Consider the following 22,993-nt stretch of genomic DNA (forward strand, 5'->3'; position numbering starts at 1 on the left):
TCGACACTGGTATGCTGCCATACGTTCCGCGCCACTGGAATTACCGCCTAAATCAAGAACGGTGGCACGCTGGAGAAGGCGACCAAACATGGGTAATCACAGATCGACGCGCACGACCCAACTTTACGACCGGCGCAGCCATGATGTAAGCTTGGATGAAGTCGAGCCTATTTGATCTAGGCTGTTTGGCTATCTCCCGAATAGCACTGTGACAACTTTCAAAAATCGCGGCGAAAACACTCAAAATTCATCAATAAAATCAACAGCATTACCTCGAACGCAAAATCGTGGAGAGAGATCATATACTTATGGTATTAATAGCGCTGTGTGACAAATCGAAAGTTGGCATGTGGGTAGCATCATAGAGAGCTTCCTCGACACGGAGGGGCCGTGTTTGACGAGCGCCGTTTCCGACCACCTCGTCAAGGTTTGCGGTCTGGCGCCGGCAGCGGCTCGAAAACGAGTTTCGCGCGTTGCCGGGAACGTTAGACGGCTCGCTTACATAACTTTCCCGCGCAAGGCACGGTTTGTTTATCTCAGTAAGGATTTTGGATCACCCCGTTATTGGCGCGCCCTAGAAGCGGCTTTGCTGGCCACCAACTCGGTTTATGGTCTGGCGATTTCCGCGATCCGTCACAGGGGCGGTGTTATCCCGGTGGGCCATTTCCAAATCGCTTGTGGATCCCCTCTCAAGCAAGCCAGACATCTTTCTCCAACCACGGTCCTTCAGAGGCTAACGCAAGCGAACCTTTTGCAACAAGTGCAGGTTTCGGGCGTAGGCGATTGTGTCACTCTGGTCCAGGCGGAAGGCTACTACGACCTCCACGAATCCGATATTCGTGCCCGCCTCATCACGGAAGCCCTGCTGCTGACAGCAGTTCGGGATTGGGTGAAAAAGCTTGGCCTGGGGAGCTACGACAGTGTTCAGACCCGAGATGATAATCTGGCTGGCGGTAGTTATCCGACCGTTGGCACATTCGCTTGGGATTTGACGGCCCCCTCGTACCTTGGCCCCATGCTGAAATACGACAAGGATGGTAATGCCAAGAATGGTTTCATTGCTTGCGATGTCCTGCTTGGAAAGGGAATGACCGCCGGAAGCATGCGCCCATTCATCCATAAATGCACCACCCTTCGAAGGCTCAGGAATGTGGGGCCTTGCTTGCAGATATTTGTTGCAGATCGCTATGACCAGGGCGCGTTTGCCCTCGCAAAAAAGCACGGCATCATGCCGGCTACGCCGGAAAGCCTATTTGGCAGGGAGGTTGCGGAAGGCCTTCAGCAGCTCACGCAAGTCTTGCACGAAGCCGCGGCTTCAATTGATCCCGTGAAGTTCGATTTTCTGTTTCGCCGACTCGGAAAGATCGAGGGCGCCGCGATCCAGTTGCGCGGCACCTTGTTTGAATACATCGTCGCCGACGTGGCCCGGAAAACTTTTTCTCCGACTGTCCGGTTGAACCGAAAACTTAAAAACCCGGATGGCAAGGAGGCAGAAGTTGACGTAATGGCGGTCAAAGACAACCAAGCCATTCTGATGATCGAATGCAAGGGATATGGCCCCTATACGACGATTCCGGATAAGTATATGCAACGCTGGCTGCAGCATAACGTACCAGTCAGCTTTAAATGGCTGAAAAACCATCCTGAATACCAAAACCTCAAATTCCGGTTTGAGTTCTGGGCGACGGGCACATTATCAGCTCAAGCGATCGCAATGTTCGACGCTGCGAAGTCGACGATCCGGCCAGAACGTTACACGATAGATCTCAAGTTTGCGCCGCAGATACTGGCAGAGTGCAAGGCCGCCAACGACGACGGTCTCACCGAAGCCTTCAAAAAACACTACATGAAATCGGTGTCAGAGCCGCATTCGTCATGACCATAAGCACCCATCGTTGTTACGGGCCAATGTGCGAAAACTATTCGTTCTGGAAGGTTTTACTTCCGTTCCGTGTCCGTTTTGACACCCGGTTGGACGTTCTGCGAAGTCGTAATGGCGGGGGTTATGGTGGTTGGCTTGTTTTGCGTCGCGAGCAGCAAAGTGAGGAAAACTACCCCGATCATGCCAAAGCCCAGCCAATAGAACATTTTTAACCGCATCTCTGAGTTCGTTGGTACGAGGCCAAAGATTTTCACCGCTTGGCTCTCTGAGGAGATAGTGCTTCCAAGGTCGATGCCAGGAATTCTGTCTTTGAGGGCCTTCTCTATTTTGCTGGCGTGTTTCACGGCTCCCCGCAAAAACACATGATACCACTGTAATCCATGAGGAAGAACGCAAACCAGGCGAACAAGGCGGCCACAATGAAGCCAAGGCCCGCCGCGAACTGATGGCCGAGGATATTTGCCTGGAGGCCCTGTTGATAGGTATAGCCAACTGCCGCTATCAACGCGCCGACCACAGTGATTGCGAAATTGCGAATGCGCATTTCCAGATCATTGAAATGTTGCTGAACATCTACGGTCTTCTTCCAGACTTCGAGCGCATTTTTGATTTCTAGCTCGGAATCCGGCCCTTTTTCTCCCGAAGGAAAAGCTTCGAAATCGCAGTGCATGAAAATTTCTGCGAACGACTCCTTTAGCACGGCGCTCGGCTCGAAATCGTGACCCTTCGCGTTTATAGCTCGTTCGCGTTGTACGTCTGCATCCGTCCAGTGTGATACGCGCTGCAGGAGTGCATATTCAGGTCGCTTTTGGCTTTCCCCATACTTGGCATGGATATCGAATACACCGACTGCACGCGCCATGGCTACGTCCTTGAACAGGCTGTCGCCCACATATGCACAGCGGTCAGTGCGTGCGCCTACGGTTCTAAGGATGTCGAGCAGCACGGTCGGATTGGGTTTCAATTCGCCTAGCGGTGTGTGCCGCATCTCCGTCACCTGCAGCTCATAGAATTCATCCGGGAGCCGCCGAAGGTTTTCGACCGAGACACCGGCAGGCAGGTCATGATCTTGAGGGCTGAACATCACGTCGATTACGCCATCCAGTCCAAACCGCTTCAGTCTGTAGGCGCTGTAAAAGCCCATAGACTCCGTATACGCCACGATCTTAGTGCCCTTCTTTTTCAGTTCCCACAGGCAACGAAACACGCTTGGGTAGAGGCTAAGATTTTGATCCCTGCCCCGGCGGGAAAGATCAATGGCATCGCTGAAAGAATCACGGACGTCGCCCGTTGCCCGCAGGTCGGCCAATGCATCGATTTCTTCGATCAGGAATGAATATTCCGATGTACGGCGCGCTTTATGCACGCGCCGAATTTCCTCCTCGATCTCCGCTGCCGGTCGGCCCGTAACGCGGAGCAGCTCGTTATAAATAGGCTCGAACGACGCAAACCAGACAGCGAACCAATCGAAGATCGTATTGTCGAGGTCTATGATGAGGGTATCGACGGCTCTTCTTGTCATGTTTTAGACCTCGGCCAGATCGCAAAGATCGCCTGCGTGCGGCTTCTGTATGTTGATCGAAGGGTTTGAGTTCTTGCCATAGCAAGGGATCGCGATGGTTATTTGAAATGCCCCGTTTTACCGCCGAGGAGAGAAAGGCAAAATGCCTGCTGCTGTTGCTCCGACTTTGGAATCCGTATCCCGAAGTTTTAAGCTCACAAGCTCCCCTGCCTTCGAAAACCAGCCAGGCGGTAGCGCGGCCAAGTTTTCGATGTCGCCGGCCTTCATTGTAAATTCCACATTCAACAGATCGGATTTTCCCCTCACCCCTGACTCTACGATCAGCTCCAGCGAATTGCGAAGCAGCGTCGGCTCCGAAATCTGCCAATTTCGATCCAAGGGTTCTTCCCTGCTCCAGCCCTTCGCAGAGTAGAGCTTATAGAGGGAAGTGGCGTACTCTGAAGGGATAAGGTCTAGATCCGAAAGACGACGTATCTGCGCCTTCACTGAAACGCGCCACCTTTCCTTCAGGGTCAACAGCGAAGCCAATGACGGGCTTTTGACTTCATAGGAATAGGTCGTCGCGGGCATCAAGAATGCACTCGCGAACCGGAAAGCTTGCCGTTCGATTTCCTTGAGATCTCTCTTAAGCTCGTCTTCCGTTACATTCCGGTGCAAAATGGCATGACCGAGTTCATGCGCCGCGTCCATCTGACGCCGAGGGAACGACATCTTGTCGGTTGAAAGAAGAATGTGCGGACGTTCGCTGCCCCTTATCCAGCTGCACAACCCATCTAACTTCGCAGTCCCCATTTCGATAGAGGCAGCGATACAGCCAATGCGCTCGAGAAGCGGCATCATGTCGGTGCACGGTCCTTCACCGATTCCCCATCGCACCCGCATATCAGATGCGATCTGTTCGATATCCTCATCGCGCAGCTGTTTATAAGACGCACCATTCAACACCTCAGGAAAATCGATCTCAGGAAAATCGACATAGTGCTCCACGATGCCGCTGATTTCCTGCAGCCAACGCATCTGGGACTCCTGATAGTTCAGGTCCTTTACGAGGGTCGAGGAGAGTGAGCGGTAAAAAAGAGGCCGGTCGCTGTGAGCGACCGGTCTTAAAAAATATTCTCTACGAACATGAAGTTGAGATGCGAGCGCACTGAGCGCTTCAGCATCTGGAGCACTGCTCCCGTCCTCCCAACGGGTAACAGTACTGGGATTCACGCTCATCGCTGTCGCCAGGGCTTTTTTGCTTAAGATCCGTCTCGCCGCTCTGGCTTCGATTAGCCTTTCGGGTACAAATCCTGGGGTTCCTACACGCATGTATTTCCTTCCCTGGCCTTATTACGGGCGCAGGTCATTTACGTCGCTGTCGTCCTCTGATCCTGGGTCGGGGCTCTCAGGGGGAATAAACGGCTTGATGGTCCTCTTGAGGCTTACGATAGGCGCCTTTGTGCCTGGAGCGGACGAAGGTCTGGGCGCAGTTACTGGTTCATCAGCATAACCTTCGAGATATTTGTCTAGCGACTCATAAAACAGATACTGCTCATATCCGGTGTCGATGACGCCTATAGCGAATTCGCTAATTTTTCCTGCTTTCTCCCGGTCACGAGCAACAAGAAAGAGAACGAAAATATCGCCGATTCTAGGACCTGTACCGTCCAGATCCAGCCGCGGCGAAAGAAAGTAATTGAGGGTCACGCCTGCTTTGCGGGATCGGTTCTTTATAGGCAGGGTTTTCGCCTCTGGCATCGCCGCCAGGCCAAAGATAATTCCCTGCCCCAGATGTTCGAAACGCATGAATGGCTGGAAAACCCTCAAATCGCTGAGAGGGATGATGCCGTCGGCGAGAAGTGAACCTCCGTGGAGTTCGCATATCTCCTGGAAGGACTTCTCCATCATGCGAAACCGGGCCTGTCCCTCAAGTTCGCGGCTGCGTTTGGCATCAAGGCCGGAATGCTCCCGCACCATGTCATGAGCTTTAAGAGCCGCCGCGCGTAGCTGATCTTCAAGATCCAAAAAGAGGTTTTTGAAAAGAGCCGGGGGAAACCGCCTTTTAAGAAATTTTTCCACTAAATGCTCCAATAGTCATTTGCGCAATCATGGAATCATATACTGAAAAATTGCGTAAAGAACAAGTGCTTGTTTTCTGAAAGCGCGTCCCGAGGGCTCGTTCCGACTACATGATTCCCCATGCTCGAAACCTCCCCCTCCCCGTCATCTCGCGCAGGCCGAGTTCCAAAACGATCCGCCGCGCCGCCTGCGGCGTGACGTCCAGCGTCTTCGCCACCATCCCGGCCGACAACAGCGGCCTTGCCATCACCAGCTCGACCAGCTCCGGCAATTTCGAGGAGGTTCGCCGTCCTTCAAGTTTTCGGTCCATCATCGTCTTCGCCAGCGTCAGTCGGTCATGCTCCTTGAGGCCGATCTCGGCGGCCGCCAGAAGCCCATGGGCGATGGCGAGCAGCCGGGTTTCGCGATCGCGATGCCGGCGCCGATCGACGGGAATGGTTTTGAGGCCGAGATTGATTGCTGCGAGGTGCGCGCCTGACGTGATGCCGGCCTGGCGCAGGATCGACGCGGTGAACAGGCGACCGAGCCACGGCGCGTGCTGCAGCACGGCAAGCTCGTTCCAGGCATCGAGGGCAACGATGGCCTGCAGCATCGCCGGAAGATTTTCCGCCTGCCGCAGCACGACGCGCCATTCGTCGAGCCGCTCGTCCTCGTCCCAGTCGAGATCATAGACCAGCGGATCGGCCGCAGCCCGGCCGGGCTTTTTGGCTCGTTCGATCGCGGCGTCAGAGCGCGCGAGCAGCGCATCAATGGCGGCATAGTCGACGCCTGGTAAATTCTCCGCGTCATCACCCTCGTCCCCCTCCCCTTCCGGATCGATGGCCACCGCCGGCCGAATGACGCCGACCTCCTCCAACGCCTCAGTGCCGACCGAATTGATGTCCGACGTCTGTCGCAAAGTTCGGATACCCTCAGTCGATAACGCCCAATCAGGCGACTGCGCAGCAATGCGCCGGCGGGTACGCAGCACGTCGCGGGCGATGGTCAGTTCGTGGGTGGGGGTACGGGTGTCGCGAAAAGCGTCGTGGAGGACGAGGTCTTCGAGATGGACGAGTTCGCCGTCGATCCACAGCGAGGCGCAGGCGTCGGTAAATTGCGATCGTTCGAGGAAGCCCGGGCCGACTGGCGAACGGGCGATGCGCTCGTCGAGTCGCGTGAGCGCGACACCGGCGTCGAAAGCCGAGCGCATCAGGGCTGTCGTGCCGATTTTTGCGAGATCGTAAGCCATTGAAATCATGGTAAATGATTTCTTACAGGAACTCTATCTAAAAGTTACAGTTCCTCACATGGTATGATTGGTGGGTGATGCTCTAACCATCGATAAGTACTGGTTATCGATGGTAGATTGATTTCGCCCCGCAAATCAGAAAGAATCGTAGCAAATCACGGTCCTGTAGACCGCAGAATCCCGCTATTTTGGAGCGTCCGTGGCCAAAGCCAAGACATCACTGACCGCCGTGGAGCGCCGCGCCGAAGAGCTCGACACCATCGCCGCCGTCCTCCCGATCGAGCGCCGCGACGAGCTCGCCGAGCTGCTCACCGACCACGACGTCGAGACCCTGCGCCACCTCGTCAACCAAGGCATGGGCGACAACACACTTCGCGCCCTGACCTCCGATCTCGCCTATCTGGAAGCCTGGGGACTGGCGGCGACCGGACGATCGCTGCCCTGGCCGGCACCCGAGGCGCTGCTTTTGAAATTCGTCGCCCATCACCTCTGGGATCCGCAGCACCGCGAGACCGATCCGGATCACGGCATGCCCGCTGCGGTCGACGAGAACCTTCGGAGCCAAGGTTTTCTCAGATCCGCAGGCCCGCACGCGCCCGCAACGGTGCGCCGGCGGCTGGCGAACTGGTCGACGCTGACCAGATGGCGTGGTCTGGACGGCGCCTTCGCCTCCCCGGCCCTGAAATCGGCCATCCGCCTTGCGGTTCGCGCTGTCCCCCGGACGCGGGGTCGGAAGAGCGCCAAGGCGGTCACCGGTGACGTGCTGGCCAAACTGCTGGCGAGCTGCTCGAGCGACAGTCTGCGTGATCTGCGTGACCGGGCGATCCTGATGGTCGCCTTTGCCTCCGGTGGTCGGCGGCGCAGCGAGATCGCCGGACTGCGACGCGAACAGCTGACCGTCGAGCCGCCGGTCCCGGTCGAAAACGGCGCCCCCCTCCCCTCTCTCGCCATCCATCTTGGCCGCACCAAAACCAGCAATGGTGAGCAGGATGATATCGTCTATCTGACCGGTCGGCCGGTGGAGGCGTTGAATGCCTGGATGGTGGCCGCCAAGATCGAGAGCGGCAGCGTGTTTCGGGCGATCGGGCGATGGGGGACTGTGTCGCGACGGGCGATCGATCCGCAGTCGGTCAATGCGATCATCAAGCAGCGGGTGGAACTGGCTGGATTGGAGCCGGGGGAATTTTCCGCGCACGGGCTACGATCTGGATATCTGACCGAGGCGGCAAACCGTGGCATCCCCCTGCCCGAGGCGATGGAGCAGTCCCGCCACCGCTCGATTCAACAAGCGTCAGGTTACTACAACAACGCGACACGTCGAAGCGGGCGGGCAGCTCAAATGGTGTGATATGTGATGTTCGTATGCGACACGCGGATGCAGCGCTCTTCTGTCACGGAGGAAAGTGGCCGCTGATCGCCCAGCATCCCATGCCGAGGCGGGGAATTTTGCGGCCGTCCCAGACAGTCACACGCGCTTCACGCCGCGCTCAATTCCTGACATATTTGCAGAGAGGCAGCCAACCGTCATGGATATCGCGTCATGAACTTGGAAACACGTGAAAAAAGGAACATGCGCGCACCTACCGGATCCGTCACAGGCCTCTGCTCGGCGTCCGCCACAATGTTTGCAGTCGGAATGGCCTTTCTGGGTTACTGGGGGGTATATGAACATGGGGCCTGGCATTCATTCGACTATTTTGTGATGGGTCTGGCTATCATCGGATTTGCAGCACTTGGTTCCGTGCCTTGGATTGTGACTACACCTGTAGCGGAGGACGATGCAGACAAAGTCGTCGTCGCCAGGCGAGCGATGGTACTGGGGACGGCGTTAATCTGGATGGCCGTCTGTATTGCCCTATTTACCTGAATTGCTGCGTGACCCCATGCGACCGCAATATGAATCCGCTTGACGCGATAGGGCCCGACCGAGCATTTCCCCTCGAGCGCCTCCGTCGCACCGTTCATCTTATGGTCCGCGAAAAGCTCGCTGAAAAAGAACTCCTGGCCCGGTTGCCTCGCCAATGGTGATGTTTTGGGTCGCAGTTCGGCGAAAGCGGCAGTCCCTTCATAAACCGGTGCGCAGGCTGCAAGCTACTACAACAACGCAGAACAGAAGAACGGGCGGGCCGCAAGGCTGGTCATTTGAAGGAACTGACCCTCAAATCGCACACGCCGAGCGACGCGCCAACTGACGCAGCCCAAACATCAATATGTAATCCTTGCAATTGCGGAATTATCCTCCATAAATGCAAGGATGATTGAACGTCGAATATCTACAAAACTGATTGAGTTGATCGATTCGAGCCCCGCCGTTGGGCTCATTGGCCCGCGTCAGGTCGGCAAGACGACGCTGGCGCTCGCGATAGCCGAACAGCGCCCATCAATCTATCTCGACCTGGAATCGGATGCCGACCGCGCCAAACTCACCGAGCCGGAACTATATCTCAGCCAGCACAGCGACAAGCTCGTTATCCTGGACGAGGTTCACCGGCTACCAAATCTTTTTCAGAATTTGCGTGGGCTTATCGACCGGGGCCGGCGAAATGGAAGGAAGGCTGGCCATTTCCTGCTGCTCGGGTCCGCATCCATCGATCTATTGAAACAGTCGGGTGAGACGCTGGCAGGTCGCATCGCCTACCTTGAAATGGGTCCGATCGACGGCCTGGAAGTGCCAGTTGACGATCTGAATACGCTATGGGTGCGAGGCGGCTTCCCGGATAGTTTCCTAGCAGCGAGTGATCGTGAAAGCCAGCGCTGGCGGCAAGACTTTATACGAACCTATCTGGAACGAGACATTTCCTTGCTTGGTCCTCGCATTCCAGCCGAGACATTGCGGCGCTTCTGGACCATGCTCGCGCATCACCAATCCGGACTGTTAAATGCCGCGGAATTTGCGCGTTCGCTCGGCGTCGATGGCAAGACGGTCGCCTCCTATCTCGATCTCCTGGTTGATCTACTCCTCGTACGACGCCTAGAGCCCTGGCACGTGAACATTGGCAAACGCCTGGTCAAATCACCGCGGGTCTATGTTCGCGATAGCGGCATCACCCACACCCTTTTGGGGCTGACCACTCAGGAGGACCTGCTCGGGCACCCGGTCGCCGGAGCAAGCTGGGAAGGGTTCGTGATCGAGACCTTGATTGCAGCAGCGCCGCCCGGAACTCAGAGCAATTTTTATCGGACGTCGGCTGGTGCCGAGATCGACCTTCTTCTAACGCCCCCGGGCGAACAACCTTGGGCTATCGAAATCAAGCGGAGCCTGACACCGAAACTCGAGAAAGGCTTCTATCTTGCATGTGAAGATCTCGACCCGGCACGACGCATCGTCGTTTACCCTGGGCAGGAAACTTTCCCCCTAAAGCACGATGTGGAAGCAATGCCGCTAGTCTCGATAGGCAAAGCTCTGATTAGTCTTACTTAGCGAATAGATAGATGCATATCGCCTAGAGGAGCCCCCATGATCTTCGTCTTTCCCATGCCTGTATGCCCAGGTTCTCGTCTCCCGACCAATCTGACTTGAGCGGCCGGACTTCCAGAAAAAGCCCCTCACCTATAACTCCGGCAATGTTTCAAACGGATCGAGTGCCTGAACGCCCAGGGCCCGAAATGGCGCATATTGCGGGTCAAGACCGTGAATCCGTGCACTTTAGCCGTGGCTGCTATCGCAATGTCTTCCAAACCCGGGCGCGAGCGTCATCAACAATCCGAGGGCGCTGTTGGACGAAGCGCGTCCTCAGGCCATACGCTTATGAGTGCCGGTTGTGACGCAGCCGACGAGGCGCGTTTGATTGGCGACATATGGGTTTGCTGCCCTTTGGATATAGTCGATTCTAACCTTTCAAGGTGCTCTCTGGGTCTCCGCGAGCACCTTCGATCCATTGCATGAGCGATAGAATTCATTTCTATCACTCATCGCAATGCATTATAGTGAGTTATAGAAAAGGTGCCTATAACTCATGAAGTGGAACTGGACGCAGGAAGGTTGGCCGCATTTCATCTATGATCATGCGCCGCTTGAACCACTCGAAAGCCGATTCCTTCTGTCCTCGGGGGAGGTGATCGGCGCAGTCCGTCATGTCGGCGATGAGGAACGCAATCTGCTTCGTATCGAGCTTTTAAGCGACGAGGCAGTGAAAACCTCCGAGATTGAGGGCGAAATGCTTGATCGGTTGAGCGTGCAATCCTCATTGCGCCGCCAGTTTGGTCTCGATGCCGACAATCGGCCATCAACTCCGCAAGAGCGCGGCATCGCGGAAATGATGGTCGATGTGTACGACACTTGGTCGGCCCCGCTCAATGATGAAACCCTGTTTCGCTGGAACGGCATGTTGATGACAGGCAATCGCCATCTTGGAGCGATCGGCGCATATCGAACGCATGAAGATGCCATGCAGATTGTGTCCGGCCGTCTGGACAATCCGACCGTCCACTATGAGGCTCCACCATCAAGGCAGGTCCCGGCGGAAATGGCGGCCTACACCGAGTGGTTCAACAAAACGGCGCCGCACGGTGAACTCCCCTTGCCCGCGCTCACCCGTGCCGGCATAGGCCATTTGTACTTCGAAAGCATCCATCCGTTTGAAGATGGAAATGGCAGGCTTGGCCGAGCGCTCGCCGAAAAATCGCTTGCCCAAAATATCGGGCAACCGAGCTTGATTGCACTTGCCTACACGATCGAGAATGGCCGGAAAGCCTATTACGATCAGCTCGAACGGCATCAGCGCACGCTCGATATCACCGAATGGCTGGTGTATTTTGCGGGAACCATCCTTGATGCACAACAGACCACCTTGATGCGGGTGGCCTTCTACATCAGCAAGGCGCAATTCTATGACAGGTTCCGCGGGCAATTCAACGACCGCCAGGAGAAGGCCCTCGCTCGGATGTTCCGAGAAGGTCCTGGGGGGTTTAAAGGCGGATTGAGCGCTGAGAATTACATTTCGATCACGTGGACCTCGCGAGCGACAGCGACGCGCGATCTTCATGACTTGGTGGAGAAAGAAGCGCTCACGCGCACCGGCGATCGCCGGCACGCACGCTATGCACTAAATCTGCCCTGATTAAGAAAAAGAGATAGATCCCAACCGCCGCGTCCCCTTGGACAAAGGACCGAAGAGGCCGAACCAGTCGAGGCGACACGGGGGCCCAAAAAAAGTCATGCAATGCGGCGGATGTGAAGTCATCGAGCAATTCGCGCGCATGCCGCGATTGAAACGATTGCGTGTTCAAACGCTGCATCATTGCGTGTCTTAAAGCCGTGTCGCAGAAGGTAACAGCTGTTACTTTTTTAGGCCCCGCCTATCACGATCGCGCTCGGCCCTCTCTCCGCAAGTCATTCTCGCTGCCACCGCTCCAGCATCAAGTGCACGCTACGCCATAGTGTCGACGTCGCCAGTGGCACCGATTTCTGCCGCCCTGCGCCGGACCCTTCCACGTCTCTTACGCCTTGAAAGTCAGACCGCTCGGCACCTACCCGAGCTCCAGGAAGCAGTGTCGCCTTTGGTGATTGAGCATTTTGAAGAAGGAGAAGGGTCACATCCTTGTCGGCACGCAACGCCCAAAAGGTAACAGCTGTTACCTTTTGGGTTTCTCGTTAAGATCGCCTGGTTGGTCCAACGCGAGCGACAAAAACATTCACGATGATGACAGCGCGAAACGGGCGTGTCGACCGGATCCTGCCCACGGACCTCTCCGTCCGTGGATAGGCAACTTTCATTTCAGAAGCGACGATAGGCAACCCTCCACCCGTCGATCTCTCCAGCAAGACGGCCTGCAGCACCCATCGCGCAAACGCCATTGCCGGCCTTCCTGGAACTTCTTTTGCATGGCGGGTGCCGCACGCCCCGACTGACGTTCGGTCCCTTTAAGCAGCAATGCACATGATCTCTGAGCGGGCCACAGGCGGGCCGAGACAGGTGGCATGGGTTGCTGAATGAACATTCGAAGACGTCCTTCTTCACGACTCTCCCTCACTCTCATCATAAACTCCATCCCTCGCGCACGCTCAGCTGCCACCCCGCAGCATCATGGACGTATATGCGAACGTCCTTACCCAATGCCCTCGCCGTGGGCCGCCCCCGCTCCTTCGAATTCGTCTATGCCCGCCAACATCCACGTTCTTCCTCGAGCGGAGTGGCTCCAAGGACGCGCAAAAATTCATCCCCGAAAAGTATGAACCACGCAGCCAGAGAGCGAGATCGCAACCGCCAGAACCGTCGACGCTGGGCTATCACCGGCAACACATTCAGATCTGAGGGGTGCCCTCGATCGGCAGCCAAGCAGATCCCATTTCAATCGACAGTAGGAATGGCAGTTCTCGGCAACAGCTTTGTCTGAAGTTACTTCAGGGCAGTTGTACCGCCCTCGCCGTCTTGTTGCGGAAGCCAGATGGATATGGCTGCATCGACGTCGGGCGAAAATGGATACCCGACGAAACGACCACTCTTCCTGTATTCGCCCGCCCCGTTGCCGCCCATCCGCCCCAGATGGCGAGGCCACGCCCCTGAACTCGATCCATTCCTGCGGCGGCTTCGCCCCAAAACCTCGTCGCGATTAATCCGTCCCGCAAGGCCAAGGGCAGGGTAACAGCTGTTACTTTTCGCCTATCTATCCCGTGTGTTCATCTCGCTTTCCGCAAGACCGTAAAGGCTTTTCGAGAGGTGAAGACTTCCATCGACAGCCCGGTCGACCATTGCACGGAAATAGCCCCCGGGCTTTGCAATTAGCTCCGGGTCGCGCAAGGATTTTTCGAGCACGGTCGCCAAGATGGCGGACGCAGCATATCGGCCGACCCTCCCTACACCGTCTACCCATGCAGTCTCCGACAGGCCGATCATGCGCCGCATCGTTTCAGCCGCCCCGACTACATCGGACCATCCGTCAAACTCCACGCTGACACATTCCTGCGCCGCGCGGCACCCAACCTGAAGCAAACCAATCGGCACCGCAGCTAGAACGACACCTTGGATATCACCAACCGTCTTTTCCGCCTGCCGCAATCGGGATTGCATGTCACCCGCAGCCGCTTCAGACTTATTTTCATAAGCCATATCGACGGCGAAGCCGTCGTCAGTGGAAATTATGTCTCGCTCGTTAGAGCGGGTCCGTTGATTACTATCAGAAAGGTTTTTAGGGGTTGTATTAATATTAGAGGTGACGCGGATGTCACCCGCGCATGACAAATCTTGTTCCCGGAAGCGTTGCTCCGCGTACTCAAGAACCTCTCCGTGGAGTGATTCGAGACCGCTTGCCTGTTCTGCCCGGCCGGCTACGGCATCGATGATTGCTTGTGCGGCGCTCCTCCAGATGTCTGCCTTTTCCGGGAACGCCTCGCAGGCATCGATGATTGCTCTGGAAAATCGCGTGACCGCGCGACGTGCATCCTGGCTGGCCTTGAGTTCCCTCTGGTAGTTCTCGACGCTCTCCCTGATCTCTGCGAGCCGCACGCGCGCCGGCGTGAAATCAAGCCCGAAGCCGCTGGCAACCATCCCGTCATTGTCGCGGTACACGAAACGCCGGCCGGTCGGACTGTCACGGTAGGCGGCGATCCCAGCCTCAACGATCCTGCGCAGGCAACGCATCACTGTGCGTTCGGAGCGCAGCGTGTATTCGGCGAGCTTGGCGTTCGAGATGGCAACGATCGGTCGCCCGGCGCCTTTCCAGTCATCGGCGCGCGAGAGGCCAAGGAGAATGTCCAGGACGTGATAGGTCGTGCCGTCGATCCCAAGGATCGGCGCTGCCTTTTTCAACAGGAGAGAGATCTCCGACTTCGAGGTGTCCGGTATGTCGTTGGCCATCGCCATCCGCGCGCTTGCGAGAATGGCCGGACTGACGCGTCTGAACGATGCGATTGCCGTTGCTTCTGTCATGGGCTAGCTGCCCGCAACGCCTTGGCGTGCGGCTCCATCGAGATTCTTGTTGATGAAAGCCAGCAGACGGGCACAGTTTTTCATTCCCGGCTGTTACGCAGGGGTTGATTGTGCCAGCGGTCCGTCATAGAATCAGTTTGTAAGAGCTGATGTCGACGGGACGTTTTCGTACTGTCGGCTAGGATTCAAGGGTTCGCCGATTGCCGTCGGTGGGCCCTTTCCTATTTCTGAATTAGCCTACCCCATCGGCGTCTCTCCCGTTTGCTTTCGGTACTCCTCCACCAGCGCCGGAAGCCTTTCGACGAGCCAGGCCGAGAGGCCCGGCACCTTGCTTTCCGGAATCGTGATAAGCGTTGAAGAACGCGAAGATTTCGCGGTGATCACGGCGCCGCCGCCGAGGTCGACCTCTTCGCCCTGGTTTCCCCTAGCCGCCTTGTGTTCGAGCGCGCTCATCAGCGCGGCGAAGCGCTGGTCACTCGTGGCAGCGGCCCATACAGCCGTCGAAGTCAGCTTATCAATGATCGTCTGGGCCGCAGCCGGTGCCTTGCCATCCTTGAATTGGGCGGCGAGCTTTTCCCACTTGGGGCGGCCGATCGAAGGAGCCGGACCAATGATGCCGATCAGTTCGGCGGGGACCTGTTCGGCGATTCCAATCAGCATCGAAACGTAGGTCAGCTTGCCATCCGCCCTGCCGAGCGCGGCGGCGATCGTCTCCCGCCGAAAGCCGCGCGCCTTGAGGGTCGCGGCAAAGAACGCCTGCTCGATGAAGGAGAGATTGGCGCGTTCGGTATTCTCGATACCTTGAGCGACCACCAGTTCATCGTCGGTAAGATCGCGGACGATCGCTTTCACCGGCCGTTCAAGGATCTGACAGGCGCGCAAGCGCCTGTGGCCGTAAGCGACCTGAAAGTAGCCTTGCTTGTCGGGGGAGGGGCGAACGAGGATGGGAAGTCTCTGGCCGCTTTCCCGAATGCCCTCGACGAAACCCTGGAAATTCGGATCTCCCTCGATATCGAGGCGGTCCCTGACAAAGGAGGGAACGACAAGAGCGGAGTCAATTTCGACAATGGCTTCCGAGCCGCTCAATTGCAGGCGGAGGCGTTCATTCTCCTCTTCGACGGCAACGAAGGCCCGGTCCATCGACTTGACGGCTCCAGATCCGACCTTCACCGCAGGCCCAGCTGAGATTTGCTTGGCAAGCTCGGCGGAATCGACATTCGCGAACAGACTTTTCATCCGACTGGAGCGTTCTTTGGCATTCGTCATGACCGTCCCCATACCGATTTGAGGTGGTTGAAGATCTCGAGATTGACTGCGTCGACGGAATCCAGGGCGCGCGTGAGCGTGTCTCGACCAACCGAACCACGCGCCATTTCGTAAAGGCTCTTCTTCTCAAGGCCGGCGCTGGCAATCGCGGTCGTGTCCACCACCGCTGGCGCCAGCACGTCCTCGCCGAACAGGGAGCGCAGGAGCGCGACGACGTTCACCTGCGGGACGTCGTTCGGATTGTGCCTGGTGATGACATATCGGATGAAATCGTGTTCCAGAACACCGCCACGCTCCTCGATGACGTGCATGACATCGCTCATCATTGCCAGGAACTGGTTCATGCTGGCAACGTCGATCATCGCCGGATGAACGGTGATCAGCAGCGAGGTCGCCGCACAAAGCGCGCCCAGGGTCAGATAGCCCAGTTGCGGCGGCGCGTCGATGACGACGACATCGTAGTCTTCCTCGACGCTGTTTATGACGGCGCCGAGCCGCCGGAAGAAGATCCCGTCGCCGCGCCCGCCGCCGCTTGCGATCGCCTGCGGCGTCTCATGCTCGTATTCCATGAGCTCCAGGTTGCCGGGTATGAGATCGATTCCGTCAAAATAGGTTTTGCGAATGACGTCGCGCATCGGCCGGCGGTTGTCGTCGTCATAGCGAATCGCCGCATATATGGTCTCGTTGTCGCTGACATCGAACTCCGGCTGATAGCCGAACATGGCCGACAAGGATGCCTGCGGGTCAAGATCGATCGCGAGCACCCGCAAACCCGTCAGAGCAAGATAATGGGCGAGATGAACGGTCGTCGTCGTTTTGGCCGATCCGCCCTTGAAGTTCGCAACCGCGATAACCTGCAACTTCTCACCGGGACGCCGGCGCGGGAAGAAATCCAAGGCTTCCATGGGCCGCTTCACCGCCAGGTATCGACGGATCTCATTGACCTGGGCGAGCGTATAGCTCCTGCGGCCATTCTCCAGCCTCTCGGGCATTGCGCCTTCGCCGTCCAACGACATCTGTCGGAGCGTCGATTCGGCGATCCCAAGCATGGTGGCCACGTCGCGCGAGGTAAAGGTGCGCAACGATTTCATCGCCTCCGGCGGATACATATGGGTGCGAAGAGACTGCAACTGCGCTGACAACATCTGCGCTTGGCGTGTAATCTTCGCAGCGGAGGATTCGCTCGTTGGCTTGCGGGTCGTCATCTGATCCATTTTCACCTCGCGACGGTTTTTCACCGATCATCGCGCATTTTCCGTCGCAAGGGTTGCAGTTCTCGCCTGAGTCGTCAAATGTTCTTTGGTTAACGAAAACTTAACGAATGAGCCGCTGCCGGCAACCTGTTGCTGGCCTTCACCATATTTTTCATATGCTTAAGACGATCCCGCGGCCTCCAGCGCCCGTCTCTGTACCCGCAGTTTTGCGGGTGCGGCCCAATGTGGGCCGACCGTCCCGGCGCCCAACCCGGCGTCACCATCGGCCCTGACCGATGCGCGACTCGCAGATTTGCGACTGGAACCAACCCGCCGCTTTCCGCAAACCAGCATCCGCAGACCAGCCTAATTGCGGAGTGGGATGATGAAGCTGATAGCACTCAAGACGACAAAATCGCGCAAGGACGCAGCACTTCTCGATCAAATGTACCGGCTGCGGTCGCGTGTTTTCGCCGACCGTCTCGCCTGGAACGTGTCCAGGTCCAACGGGCGGGAGCGCGATCAATTCGACGAATTCGAGCCGACCTATATTCTTGCCCTATCGGATGGCGATGTGGTGATCGGCTGCGCACGGCTGCTGCCGGCCATCGGTCCTACCATGCTGCAGCAGGTCTTCCCGCAGCTTCTTTCGGCAGGACGGCTCGACGCCGATCCGGCCATGATCGAAAGCTCTCGTTTTTGCGTCGATACCGCGGGTTCCCGTAGGGCCGGGGAAGGGGGCCTGAGCGACGTCACGTTCGGCATGTTCGCAGGCATCCTCGAATGGTGCCTCCATCACGGTTACCGCGAAATCGCAACAGCCACCGATGTTCGCTTCGAGCGAATCTTGCGGCGCGCCGGCTGGCCGATGCAGCGCCTTGGTCAGCCGATCATGATCAACGAGACGCTGAGCGTGGCCGGCATCCTGCCGGTCAAGTGGGAGAACTTCGAACGGGTCCGACCGCACGCCTACCGCTCCGCATTCGGTGCGCGGCGCCAGCATGCGGCATAAGCAGGCAGCCGCGATGTCGATACCCAACCTGGCGCTGCCGCGCCTTATCCGCAAACTCGAGGACGCCCTTGGCGAGGAACTTTGCCTTGCCCTCAACGACCCGAGCGTCGTCGAAATCATGCTGAACCCCGACGGAAATCTGTTCGTGGAGCGTCTGGGACGCGGGATCGTCCATACCGGCCAAATGGACAAGCGCGCCGCCGAGGTCGCCATCGGCTGCGTTGCACACGTGTTGAATACCGAGGTGGGCGACCGAAAGCCGATCGTCTCCGGTGAACTGCCCCTTGGCGGCCATCGTTTCGAGGGCCTGCTGCCCCCGATCGTCCCCGCGCCGTGTTTTTCGATCCGCCGGCGGGCGTCGCAGCGCATCCGGCTCGAAGACTATCTGACAAGCAGCGCCATGACGGCCGGTCAGGCCCTCATGATCCGCCAGGCGATAGATAAGCGGTGGAACATGGTCATCTGCGGGGGGACAGGGTCCGGCAAGACGACCCTGACCAATGCTGTCGTCGCAGCGATCGCCGAGCAGGCTCCGAACGACCGATTGGTCATTCTGGAGGACACGGTCGAGATCCAATGCGCCGCCAGCAACGCGGTCGCATTGCGCACAAGCGATCGTGTCGACATGGCGCAACTCCTGAAGAGCACGATGAGATTGCGGCCGGACAGGATCATCGTCGGCGAGGTTCGCGACGGCGCAGCGCTCACTCTGCTCAAGGCCTGGAACACGGGCCATCCCGGGGGCGTGGCGACCATCCATTCAAATACCGCGCAATCGGCGCTTCGACGGCTGGAGCAACTGACCGCCGAGGTGAGCAGGCAACCGGTACAAGCAGTCATAGGCGAGGCAGTCGACCTGATCATCTCGATCGATCGAACCCCAAAAGGCCGCCGCGTCAGCGACATCCTGCGCGTTCATGGATTTATAGGCGGCGAATATCAGCTCGAGACTCGTGGAGACCTGCAGCATGCGGCTTGAACGCTCGATAGACCTCGCCGCCATCGCGCTTGTATTGGCCTTCATCCTTGCCGACCCGGCTTGGGCAAGTTCGGGCGGCGGCCTGCCCTGGGAAGATCCTCTTCAACAAATCCAAGAATCGATCACCGGTCCGGTTGCCGGGTTTATCGCGCTTGCTGCTGTCGCAATCGCAGGCGGCATGTTGATCTTCGGCGGAGAACTCAACGACTTCGCACGCCGGCTCATGTACGTGGTGCTCGTTGCCGGCATTCTGCTTGGCGCGACCCAGATCGTCGCCCTTTTTGGCGCGACCGGCGCCTCTATCGGCATTGCCGATCACAAGCTGAAGGCCCGCGATGGCGAAGAGGGGAGGGCAGGTAATGGCGGTTGAGGCGACCACCTTGCAGCGCAATCCCATACATCGCGCGCTTTCGCGCCCCAACCTCCTGATGGGTGCGGACCGGGAACTGGTTCTGATCACGGGACTTGCGGCGATCATCCTGATCTTTGTCGTCCTGACGATCTATTCCGCGCTGTTTGGTGCGGCGCTGTGGACCGTCATCGTCGCAGCGTTGAGAATGATGGCAAAGGCCGATCCGCTGATGCGACGCGTGTATATCCGCCACATGGCCTACAGACCCTCCTACAGGGCCACGTCCTCCCCCTGGCGACGTTACTGAGGGGCAAAGATGGTATCGCTTCGCGCTTTCCGGCACACGGCGCCGTCCTTCGCCGATCTCGTCCCCTACGCAGGGCTTGTCGATAACGGGATCATCCTGCTCAAGGATGGCTCACTGATGGCCGGCTGGTATTTTGCCGGGCCTGATTCCGAAAGCTCCACCGATTTCGAACGGAACGAGGTGTCGCGCCAGATCAACGCCATATTGTCACGTCTCGGGTCCGGTTGGATGATCCAGGTGGAGGCGGTGCGGCTCGCAACGGTCGACTACGCCTCGGCTGGGAAATCGCATTTCCCCGATCGGGTGACGCAGGCGATCGACGAGGAACGACGAGCCCACTTCGAGCGCGAGCAGGGGCATTTCGAAAGCCGTCATGCCATCATCGCCACCTATCGGCCGACCGAGCAGCGTCGATCGAGGCTCAGCAAGTACATCTATTCCGACGAAGACAGTCGAAAGCAATCCTATGCCGACACCGTGCTCTTCATCTTCCGCAATGCGATCCGGGAAGTCGAACAGTATCTCGCCAATATCATTTCCATCAGGCGAATGCTGACCCGGGAGACCGCCGAGCGCGGCGGCGCGTGCGTTGCTCGCTATGACGAACTGCTACAATTCGTCCGCTTTTGCGTGACGGGCGAGAACCACCCTGTCCGACTTCCCGATATCCCAATGTATATCGACTGGATCGTGACCGCCGAGCTTCAGCACGGTCTTGCTCCCAAGGTGGAGGACCGTTTTCTCGGCGTGGTGGCAATCGACGGCCTTCCATCCGAAAGCTGGCCGGGCATCCTGAACAGCCTGGATGCGATGCCGCTTGGCTATCGATGGTCGTCGCGCTTCATTTTCCTCGACGCCGAGGAGGCGAGGGTACGCCTTGAGCGGACCCGCAAGAAGTGGCTGCAGAAGGTTCGACCTTTCTTCGACCAACTTTTCCAGACGCAAAGCCGTTCGGTCGACCAGGACGCAATATCGATGGTCGCCGAGACCGAGGATGCAATCGCACAAGCATCGTCACAGCTCGTCGCTTATGGATATTACACGCCGGTCGTCGTGCTGTTCGACAACGATGCGGAACGACTTAACGAAAAGACGGAAGCGATCCGGCGTCTCATCCAGGCCGAGGGCTTTGGCGCACGAATCGAGACGCTGAATGCGACCGACGCCTATTTGGGGAGCCTGCCTGGAAACTGGTATTGCAACATTCGCGAGCCGCTGATCAACACGCGCAATCTCTCCGATCTCATCCCGCTCAACTCCGTCTGGTCCGGAAATCCGCAGGCACCTTGCCCGTTTTACCCACCCGATTCACCACCGCTGATGCAGGTCGCGACCGGCTCGACGCCCTTTCGGCTCAACCTTCATGTCGATGACGTCGGCCATACCCTGGTGTTCGGTCCCACCGGCTCAGGAAAGTCGACGCTCCTTGCGCTGATCGCTGCACAGTTCCGCCGCTACGAGAACGCCCAGATCTTCGCCTTCGACAAAGGCCGTTCGATGCTGCCGCTGACACTTGCTTGCGGCGGCGATCACTACGAGATCGGCGGCGACGAAGACACCGGGCTCTCCTTTTGCCCGCTGTCCGAACTGTCGTCGGACGGCGATCGTGCCTGGGCGTCCGAGTGGATCGAAAGCTTGGTGGTGATGCAGGGCATCTCGATCACGCCCGATCACCGCAACGCCATCTCCCGCCAGATCGGCCTGATGGACGGGGCTCCGGGTCGGTCGATCTCGGATTTCGTCAGTGGCGTTCAGATGCGCGAGATCAAGGATGCTCTCCATCACTACACCGTCGACGGCCCGATGGGCCAGTTGCTCGATGCCGAGACCGACGGCCTCGCACTGGGGCTATTTCAGACGTTTGAAATCGAGCAGGTCATGAACATGGGCGAGCGCAATCTCGTGCCGGTGCTCACCTATCTCTTCCGCCGCATCGAAAAACGCCTAACCGGCGCGCCAAGCCTCATCGTCCTCGACGAGGCCTGGCTGATGCTCGGTCATCCCGTGTTCCGCGACAAAATCCGGGAATGGCTCAAGGTGCTGCGCAAAGCCAATTGCGCGGTGTTGCTTGCCACCCAGTCGATCTCGGATGCCGAACGCTCTGGCATCATCGACGTCCTGAAAGAGAGCTGCCCAACGAAAATCTGCCTGCCGAATGGGGCAGCCCGCGAGACCGGGACCCGCGATTTCTATGAGCGGATCGGCTTTAACCGACGGCAGATCGAGATCGTCGCGACCGCCATACCGAAACGGGAATATTACGTCGCGTCACCCGAAGGGCGCCGCCTGTTCGACATGGCTCTTGGCCCGCTGACGCTGTCGTTCGTGGGCGCCTCGAGTAAGGACGACTTGAAGCACATCCGTGCGCTTCATGAAGAACATGGCCCTGAATGGCCGCTGCACTGGCTCCACAAAAGAGGGATCAAGGATGCTGCATCGCTTCTCAAAGACGCATAGGCTTCTGATGGTCGCAGCCCTGTCAAGCGCGCTCGTTCTGCCTGATCCTGCAAACGCCGGCAGCGCGACGGGCGCTGCAACGGAATGGACACAACTTGCCAACAATGCCGAGCTGATCAAGTTGCTCGAAAGCTCCAGCGTCCAGGTCGAAAACCAGCTTACCCAGATCAGCCAGCTCGCCGAGCAGATCCAGAACCAGCTGAAAATCTACCAAAACATGCTGCAGAATACAGCGCAGCTGCCCAACCACATCTGGGGCGAAGTCGAGAGCGACCTCAAGCGCCTGCAGAGTGTCGTCTCGCAAGGGCAGGGGATCGCGTTTTCCATGGGCAACGCCGACGATATCCTCAAACAGCGCTTCCCGAGCTATGCGGATCTCAAGACCAGTCTGTCGGACGGGACGAGCTTCTCCTCGACCTATCAGTCTTGGTCCGACACCAACCGTGACACGATCGCGGGCAGTTTGAACGCCGCAAGCCTGACGGCGGACCAGTTCGAGACCGAAGAATCCACCATGGCCTCACTCCGCTCGATGTCCCAAAGCGCGGATGGGCAGATGAAGGCCCTGCAGGTCGGCCACCAGATCGCGGCGCAGCAGGTCGCCCAGATGCAGAAGCTGCGCGGTCTACTTTCCCAGCAAATGACGATGATGGGCACCTGGCTGCAGGCAAACCAGACCGACAAGGACCTGGCGCAGAAGAGAAGAGAGAAGTTTTTCGAACCCGCGGGAAGAGGAATCCCAGATGGACAAATGATGGAGCCGCGCTGGTGAGCCCTGTCGCGATCATTGCCTTCCGCGTGGGTACGGTTGGAGTGGCCACCGCAGCGGTCCTCATCATGGTGGACACGCATTCCCATCCTACCTC

18 protein-coding genes and 1 pseudogene are annotated in these 22,993 nt (G+C 57.9%); 12 read left to right on the forward strand and 7 right to left on the reverse strand.

The genetic code is table 11. The features are described 5' to 3' along the window. Positions 1-394: 394 nt before the first annotated feature. Positions 395-1,879: a hypothetical protein gene (locus tag ACM5SV_RS11925; RefSeq protein WP_419425239.1), complete on the forward strand. Its 1,485-nt coding sequence runs from the start codon at positions 395-397 to the stop codon at positions 1,877-1,879. Between the two features lie 343 nt (positions 1,880-2,222). On the opposite strand, the gene ACM5SV_RS11930 is transcribed toward ACM5SV_RS11925, so the two are convergent. From ACM5SV_RS11930 to ACM5SV_RS11945, 4 genes are all read right to left on the reverse strand, one after another. Then, positions 2,223-3,404: an HAD family hydrolase gene (locus ACM5SV_RS11930; protein ID WP_419425240.1), complete on the reverse strand. Its 1,182-nt coding sequence runs from the start codon at positions 3,402-3,404 to the stop codon at positions 2,223-2,225. 117 nt (positions 3,405-3,521) lie between these two features. After that, entirely contained in the window at positions 3,522-4,715 is a 1,194-nt protein-coding gene (locus tag ACM5SV_RS11935; RefSeq protein ID WP_419425241.1) for an XRE family transcriptional regulator, read from the reverse strand. A gap of 21 nt (positions 4,716-4,736) precedes the next feature. Then, complete coding sequence (locus ACM5SV_RS11940) at positions 4,737-5,465, reverse strand: hypothetical protein (RefSeq protein WP_419425242.1); 729 nt, start codon at positions 5,463-5,465, stop codon at positions 4,737-4,739. A 106-nt stretch (positions 5,466-5,571) separates the two neighbouring features. Then, entirely contained in the window at positions 5,572-6,702 is a 1,131-nt protein-coding gene (locus tag ACM5SV_RS11945; RefSeq protein WP_419425243.1) for an RHE_PE00001 family protein, read from the reverse strand. A gap of 190 nt (positions 6,703-6,892) precedes the next feature. On the opposite strand from ACM5SV_RS11945, the gene ACM5SV_RS11950 reads away from it, so the two are divergent. The 5 genes and pseudogenes from ACM5SV_RS11950 to ACM5SV_RS11970 all read left to right on the forward strand — a co-directional run bounded on the left by ACM5SV_RS11950 (position 6,893) and on the right by ACM5SV_RS11970 (position 11,753). Next, positions 6,893-8,041: a site-specific integrase gene (locus ACM5SV_RS11950; protein WP_221996414.1), complete on the forward strand. Its 1,149-nt coding sequence runs from the start codon at positions 6,893-6,895 to the stop codon at positions 8,039-8,041. Positions 8,042-8,233: 192 nt separating this feature from the next. Beyond that, positions 8,234-8,560: a hypothetical protein gene (locus ACM5SV_RS11955; protein WP_020487171.1), complete on the forward strand. Its 327-nt coding sequence runs from the start codon at positions 8,234-8,236 to the stop codon at positions 8,558-8,560. A 187-nt stretch (positions 8,561-8,747) separates the two neighbouring features. Then, positions 8,748-8,839: pseudogene (locus ACM5SV_RS11960) on the forward strand (integrase); the annotation flags it as partial. 108 nt (positions 8,840-8,947) lie between these two features. Then, complete coding sequence (locus tag ACM5SV_RS11965; protein WP_221996413.1) at positions 8,948-10,114, forward strand: ATP-binding protein; 1,167 nt, start codon at positions 8,948-8,950, stop codon at positions 10,112-10,114. A 535-nt stretch (positions 10,115-10,649) separates the two neighbouring features. After that, complete coding sequence (locus ACM5SV_RS11970) at positions 10,650-11,753, forward strand: Fic family protein (RefSeq protein WP_419425244.1); 1,104 nt, start codon at positions 10,650-10,652, stop codon at positions 11,751-11,753. A 1,542-nt stretch (positions 11,754-13,295) separates the two neighbouring features. Here ACM5SV_RS11970 and repC read toward each other — a convergent pair. The 3 genes from repC to repA all read right to left on the reverse strand — a co-directional run bounded on the left by repC (position 13,296) and on the right by repA (position 17,041). Then, a complete protein-coding gene (gene repC, locus ACM5SV_RS11975) occupies positions 13,296-14,561 on the reverse strand; it encodes a plasmid replication protein RepC (RefSeq protein WP_419425245.1) in 1,266 nt (421 codons plus the stop codon). Between the two features lie 237 nt (positions 14,562-14,798). Further along, the gene (gene repB, locus ACM5SV_RS11980; protein ID WP_017997447.1) at positions 14,799-15,839 is read right to left on the reverse strand and encodes a plasmid partitioning protein RepB; all 1,041 of its coding nucleotides are present in this window, start codon (positions 15,837-15,839) and stop codon (positions 14,799-14,801) included. Beyond that, the gene (repA, locus tag ACM5SV_RS11985) at positions 15,824-17,041 is read right to left on the reverse strand and encodes a plasmid partitioning protein RepA (protein ID WP_012760236.1); all 1,218 of its coding nucleotides are present in this window, start codon (positions 17,039-17,041) and stop codon (positions 15,824-15,826) included. The genes repB and repA overlap by 16 nt, the downstream gene beginning before the upstream one ends. Before the next feature lie 364 nt (positions 17,042-17,405). Between repA and ACM5SV_RS11990 the strand changes: the two genes are divergently transcribed. From ACM5SV_RS11990 to trbJ, 6 genes are read left to right on the forward strand one after another with little or no spacing between them, the layout of a single operon-like run. Continuing rightward, positions 17,406-18,032, forward strand: coding sequence for an acyl-homoserine-lactone synthase (locus ACM5SV_RS11990; protein ID WP_221965917.1), 627 nt, complete (start codon positions 17,406-17,408; stop codon positions 18,030-18,032). A gap of 13 nt (positions 18,033-18,045) precedes the next feature. Further along, positions 18,046-19,011, forward strand: a complete 966-nt coding sequence (gene trbB / locus ACM5SV_RS11995; RefSeq protein WP_012760238.1) for a P-type conjugative transfer ATPase TrbB — start codon at positions 18,046-18,048, stop codon at positions 19,009-19,011. Continuing rightward, positions 19,001-19,381, forward strand: a complete 381-nt coding sequence (locus ACM5SV_RS12000) for a TrbC/VirB2 family protein (protein WP_012760239.1) — start codon at positions 19,001-19,003, stop codon at positions 19,379-19,381. The genes trbB and ACM5SV_RS12000 overlap by 11 nt, the downstream gene beginning before the upstream one ends. Next, the gene (locus tag ACM5SV_RS12005) at positions 19,371-19,670 is read left to right on the forward strand and encodes a conjugal transfer protein TrbD (RefSeq protein ID WP_012760240.1); all 300 of its coding nucleotides are present in this window, start codon (positions 19,371-19,373) and stop codon (positions 19,668-19,670) included. The genes ACM5SV_RS12000 and ACM5SV_RS12005 overlap by 11 nt, the downstream gene beginning before the upstream one ends. Positions 19,671-19,679: 9 nt before the next feature. After that, the gene (locus ACM5SV_RS12010) at positions 19,680-22,127 is read left to right on the forward strand and encodes a conjugal transfer protein TrbE (RefSeq protein ID WP_419425246.1); all 2,448 of its coding nucleotides are present in this window, start codon (positions 19,680-19,682) and stop codon (positions 22,125-22,127) included. Further along, the gene (gene trbJ / locus ACM5SV_RS12015; RefSeq protein ID WP_012760242.1) at positions 22,099-22,899 is read left to right on the forward strand and encodes a P-type conjugative transfer protein TrbJ; all 801 of its coding nucleotides are present in this window, start codon (positions 22,099-22,101) and stop codon (positions 22,897-22,899) included. The genes ACM5SV_RS12010 and trbJ overlap by 29 nt, the downstream gene beginning before the upstream one ends. Positions 22,900-22,993: the final 94 nt, after the last annotated feature.

This window comes from Rhizobium sp. CRRU65 (assembly GCF_048551595.1).
GTDB classification, from domain to species: Bacteria; Pseudomonadota; Alphaproteobacteria; order Rhizobiales; family Rhizobiaceae; genus Rhizobium; species Rhizobium leguminosarum_J.

Bases quoted from the DNA above. Each gene is read 5' to 3' on its own strand.
- ACM5SV_RS11930 (WP_419425240.1), bottom strand. From the start codon at position 3,404: ATGACAAGAAGAGCCGTCGATACCCTCATCATAGACCTCGACAATACG.
- ACM5SV_RS11935 (WP_419425241.1), bottom strand. From the start codon at position 4,715: ATGCGTGTAGGAACCCCAGGATTTGTACCCGAAAGGCTAATCGAAGCC.
- ACM5SV_RS11945 (WP_419425243.1), bottom strand. From the start codon at position 6,702: ATGATTTCAATGGCTTACGATCTCGCAAAAATCGGCACGACAGCCCTG.
- ACM5SV_RS11955 (WP_020487171.1), top strand. From the start codon at position 8,234: ATGAACTTGGAAACACGTGAAAAAAGGAACATGCGCGCACCTACCGGA.
- ACM5SV_RS11965 (WP_221996413.1), top strand. From the start codon at position 8,948: ATGATTGAACGTCGAATATCTACAAAACTGATTGAGTTGATCGATTCG.
- ACM5SV_RS11970 (WP_419425244.1), top strand. From the start codon at position 10,650: ATGAAGTGGAACTGGACGCAGGAAGGTTGGCCGCATTTCATCTATGAT.
- repC (WP_419425245.1), bottom strand. From the start codon at position 14,561: ATGACAGAAGCAACGGCAATCGCATCGTTCAGACGCGTCAGTCCGGCC.
- repB (WP_017997447.1), bottom strand. From the start codon at position 15,839: ATGGGGACGGTCATGACGAATGCCAAAGAACGCTCCAGTCGGATGAAA.
- repA (WP_012760236.1), bottom strand. From the start codon at position 17,041: ATGGATCAGATGACGACCCGCAAGCCAACGAGCGAATCCTCCGCTGCG.
- ACM5SV_RS11990 (WP_221965917.1), top strand. From the start codon at position 17,406: ATGAAGCTGATAGCACTCAAGACGACAAAATCGCGCAAGGACGCAGCA.
- trbB (WP_012760238.1), top strand. From the start codon at position 18,046: ATGTCGATACCCAACCTGGCGCTGCCGCGCCTTATCCGCAAACTCGAG.
- ACM5SV_RS12000 (WP_012760239.1), top strand. From the start codon at position 19,001: ATGCGGCTTGAACGCTCGATAGACCTCGCCGCCATCGCGCTTGTATTG.
- ACM5SV_RS12005 (WP_012760240.1), top strand. From the start codon at position 19,371: ATGGCGGTTGAGGCGACCACCTTGCAGCGCAATCCCATACATCGCGCG.
- ACM5SV_RS12010 (WP_419425246.1), top strand. From the start codon at position 19,680: ATGGTATCGCTTCGCGCTTTCCGGCACACGGCGCCGTCCTTCGCCGAT.
- trbJ (WP_012760242.1), top strand. From the start codon at position 22,099: ATGCTGCATCGCTTCTCAAAGACGCATAGGCTTCTGATGGTCGCAGCC.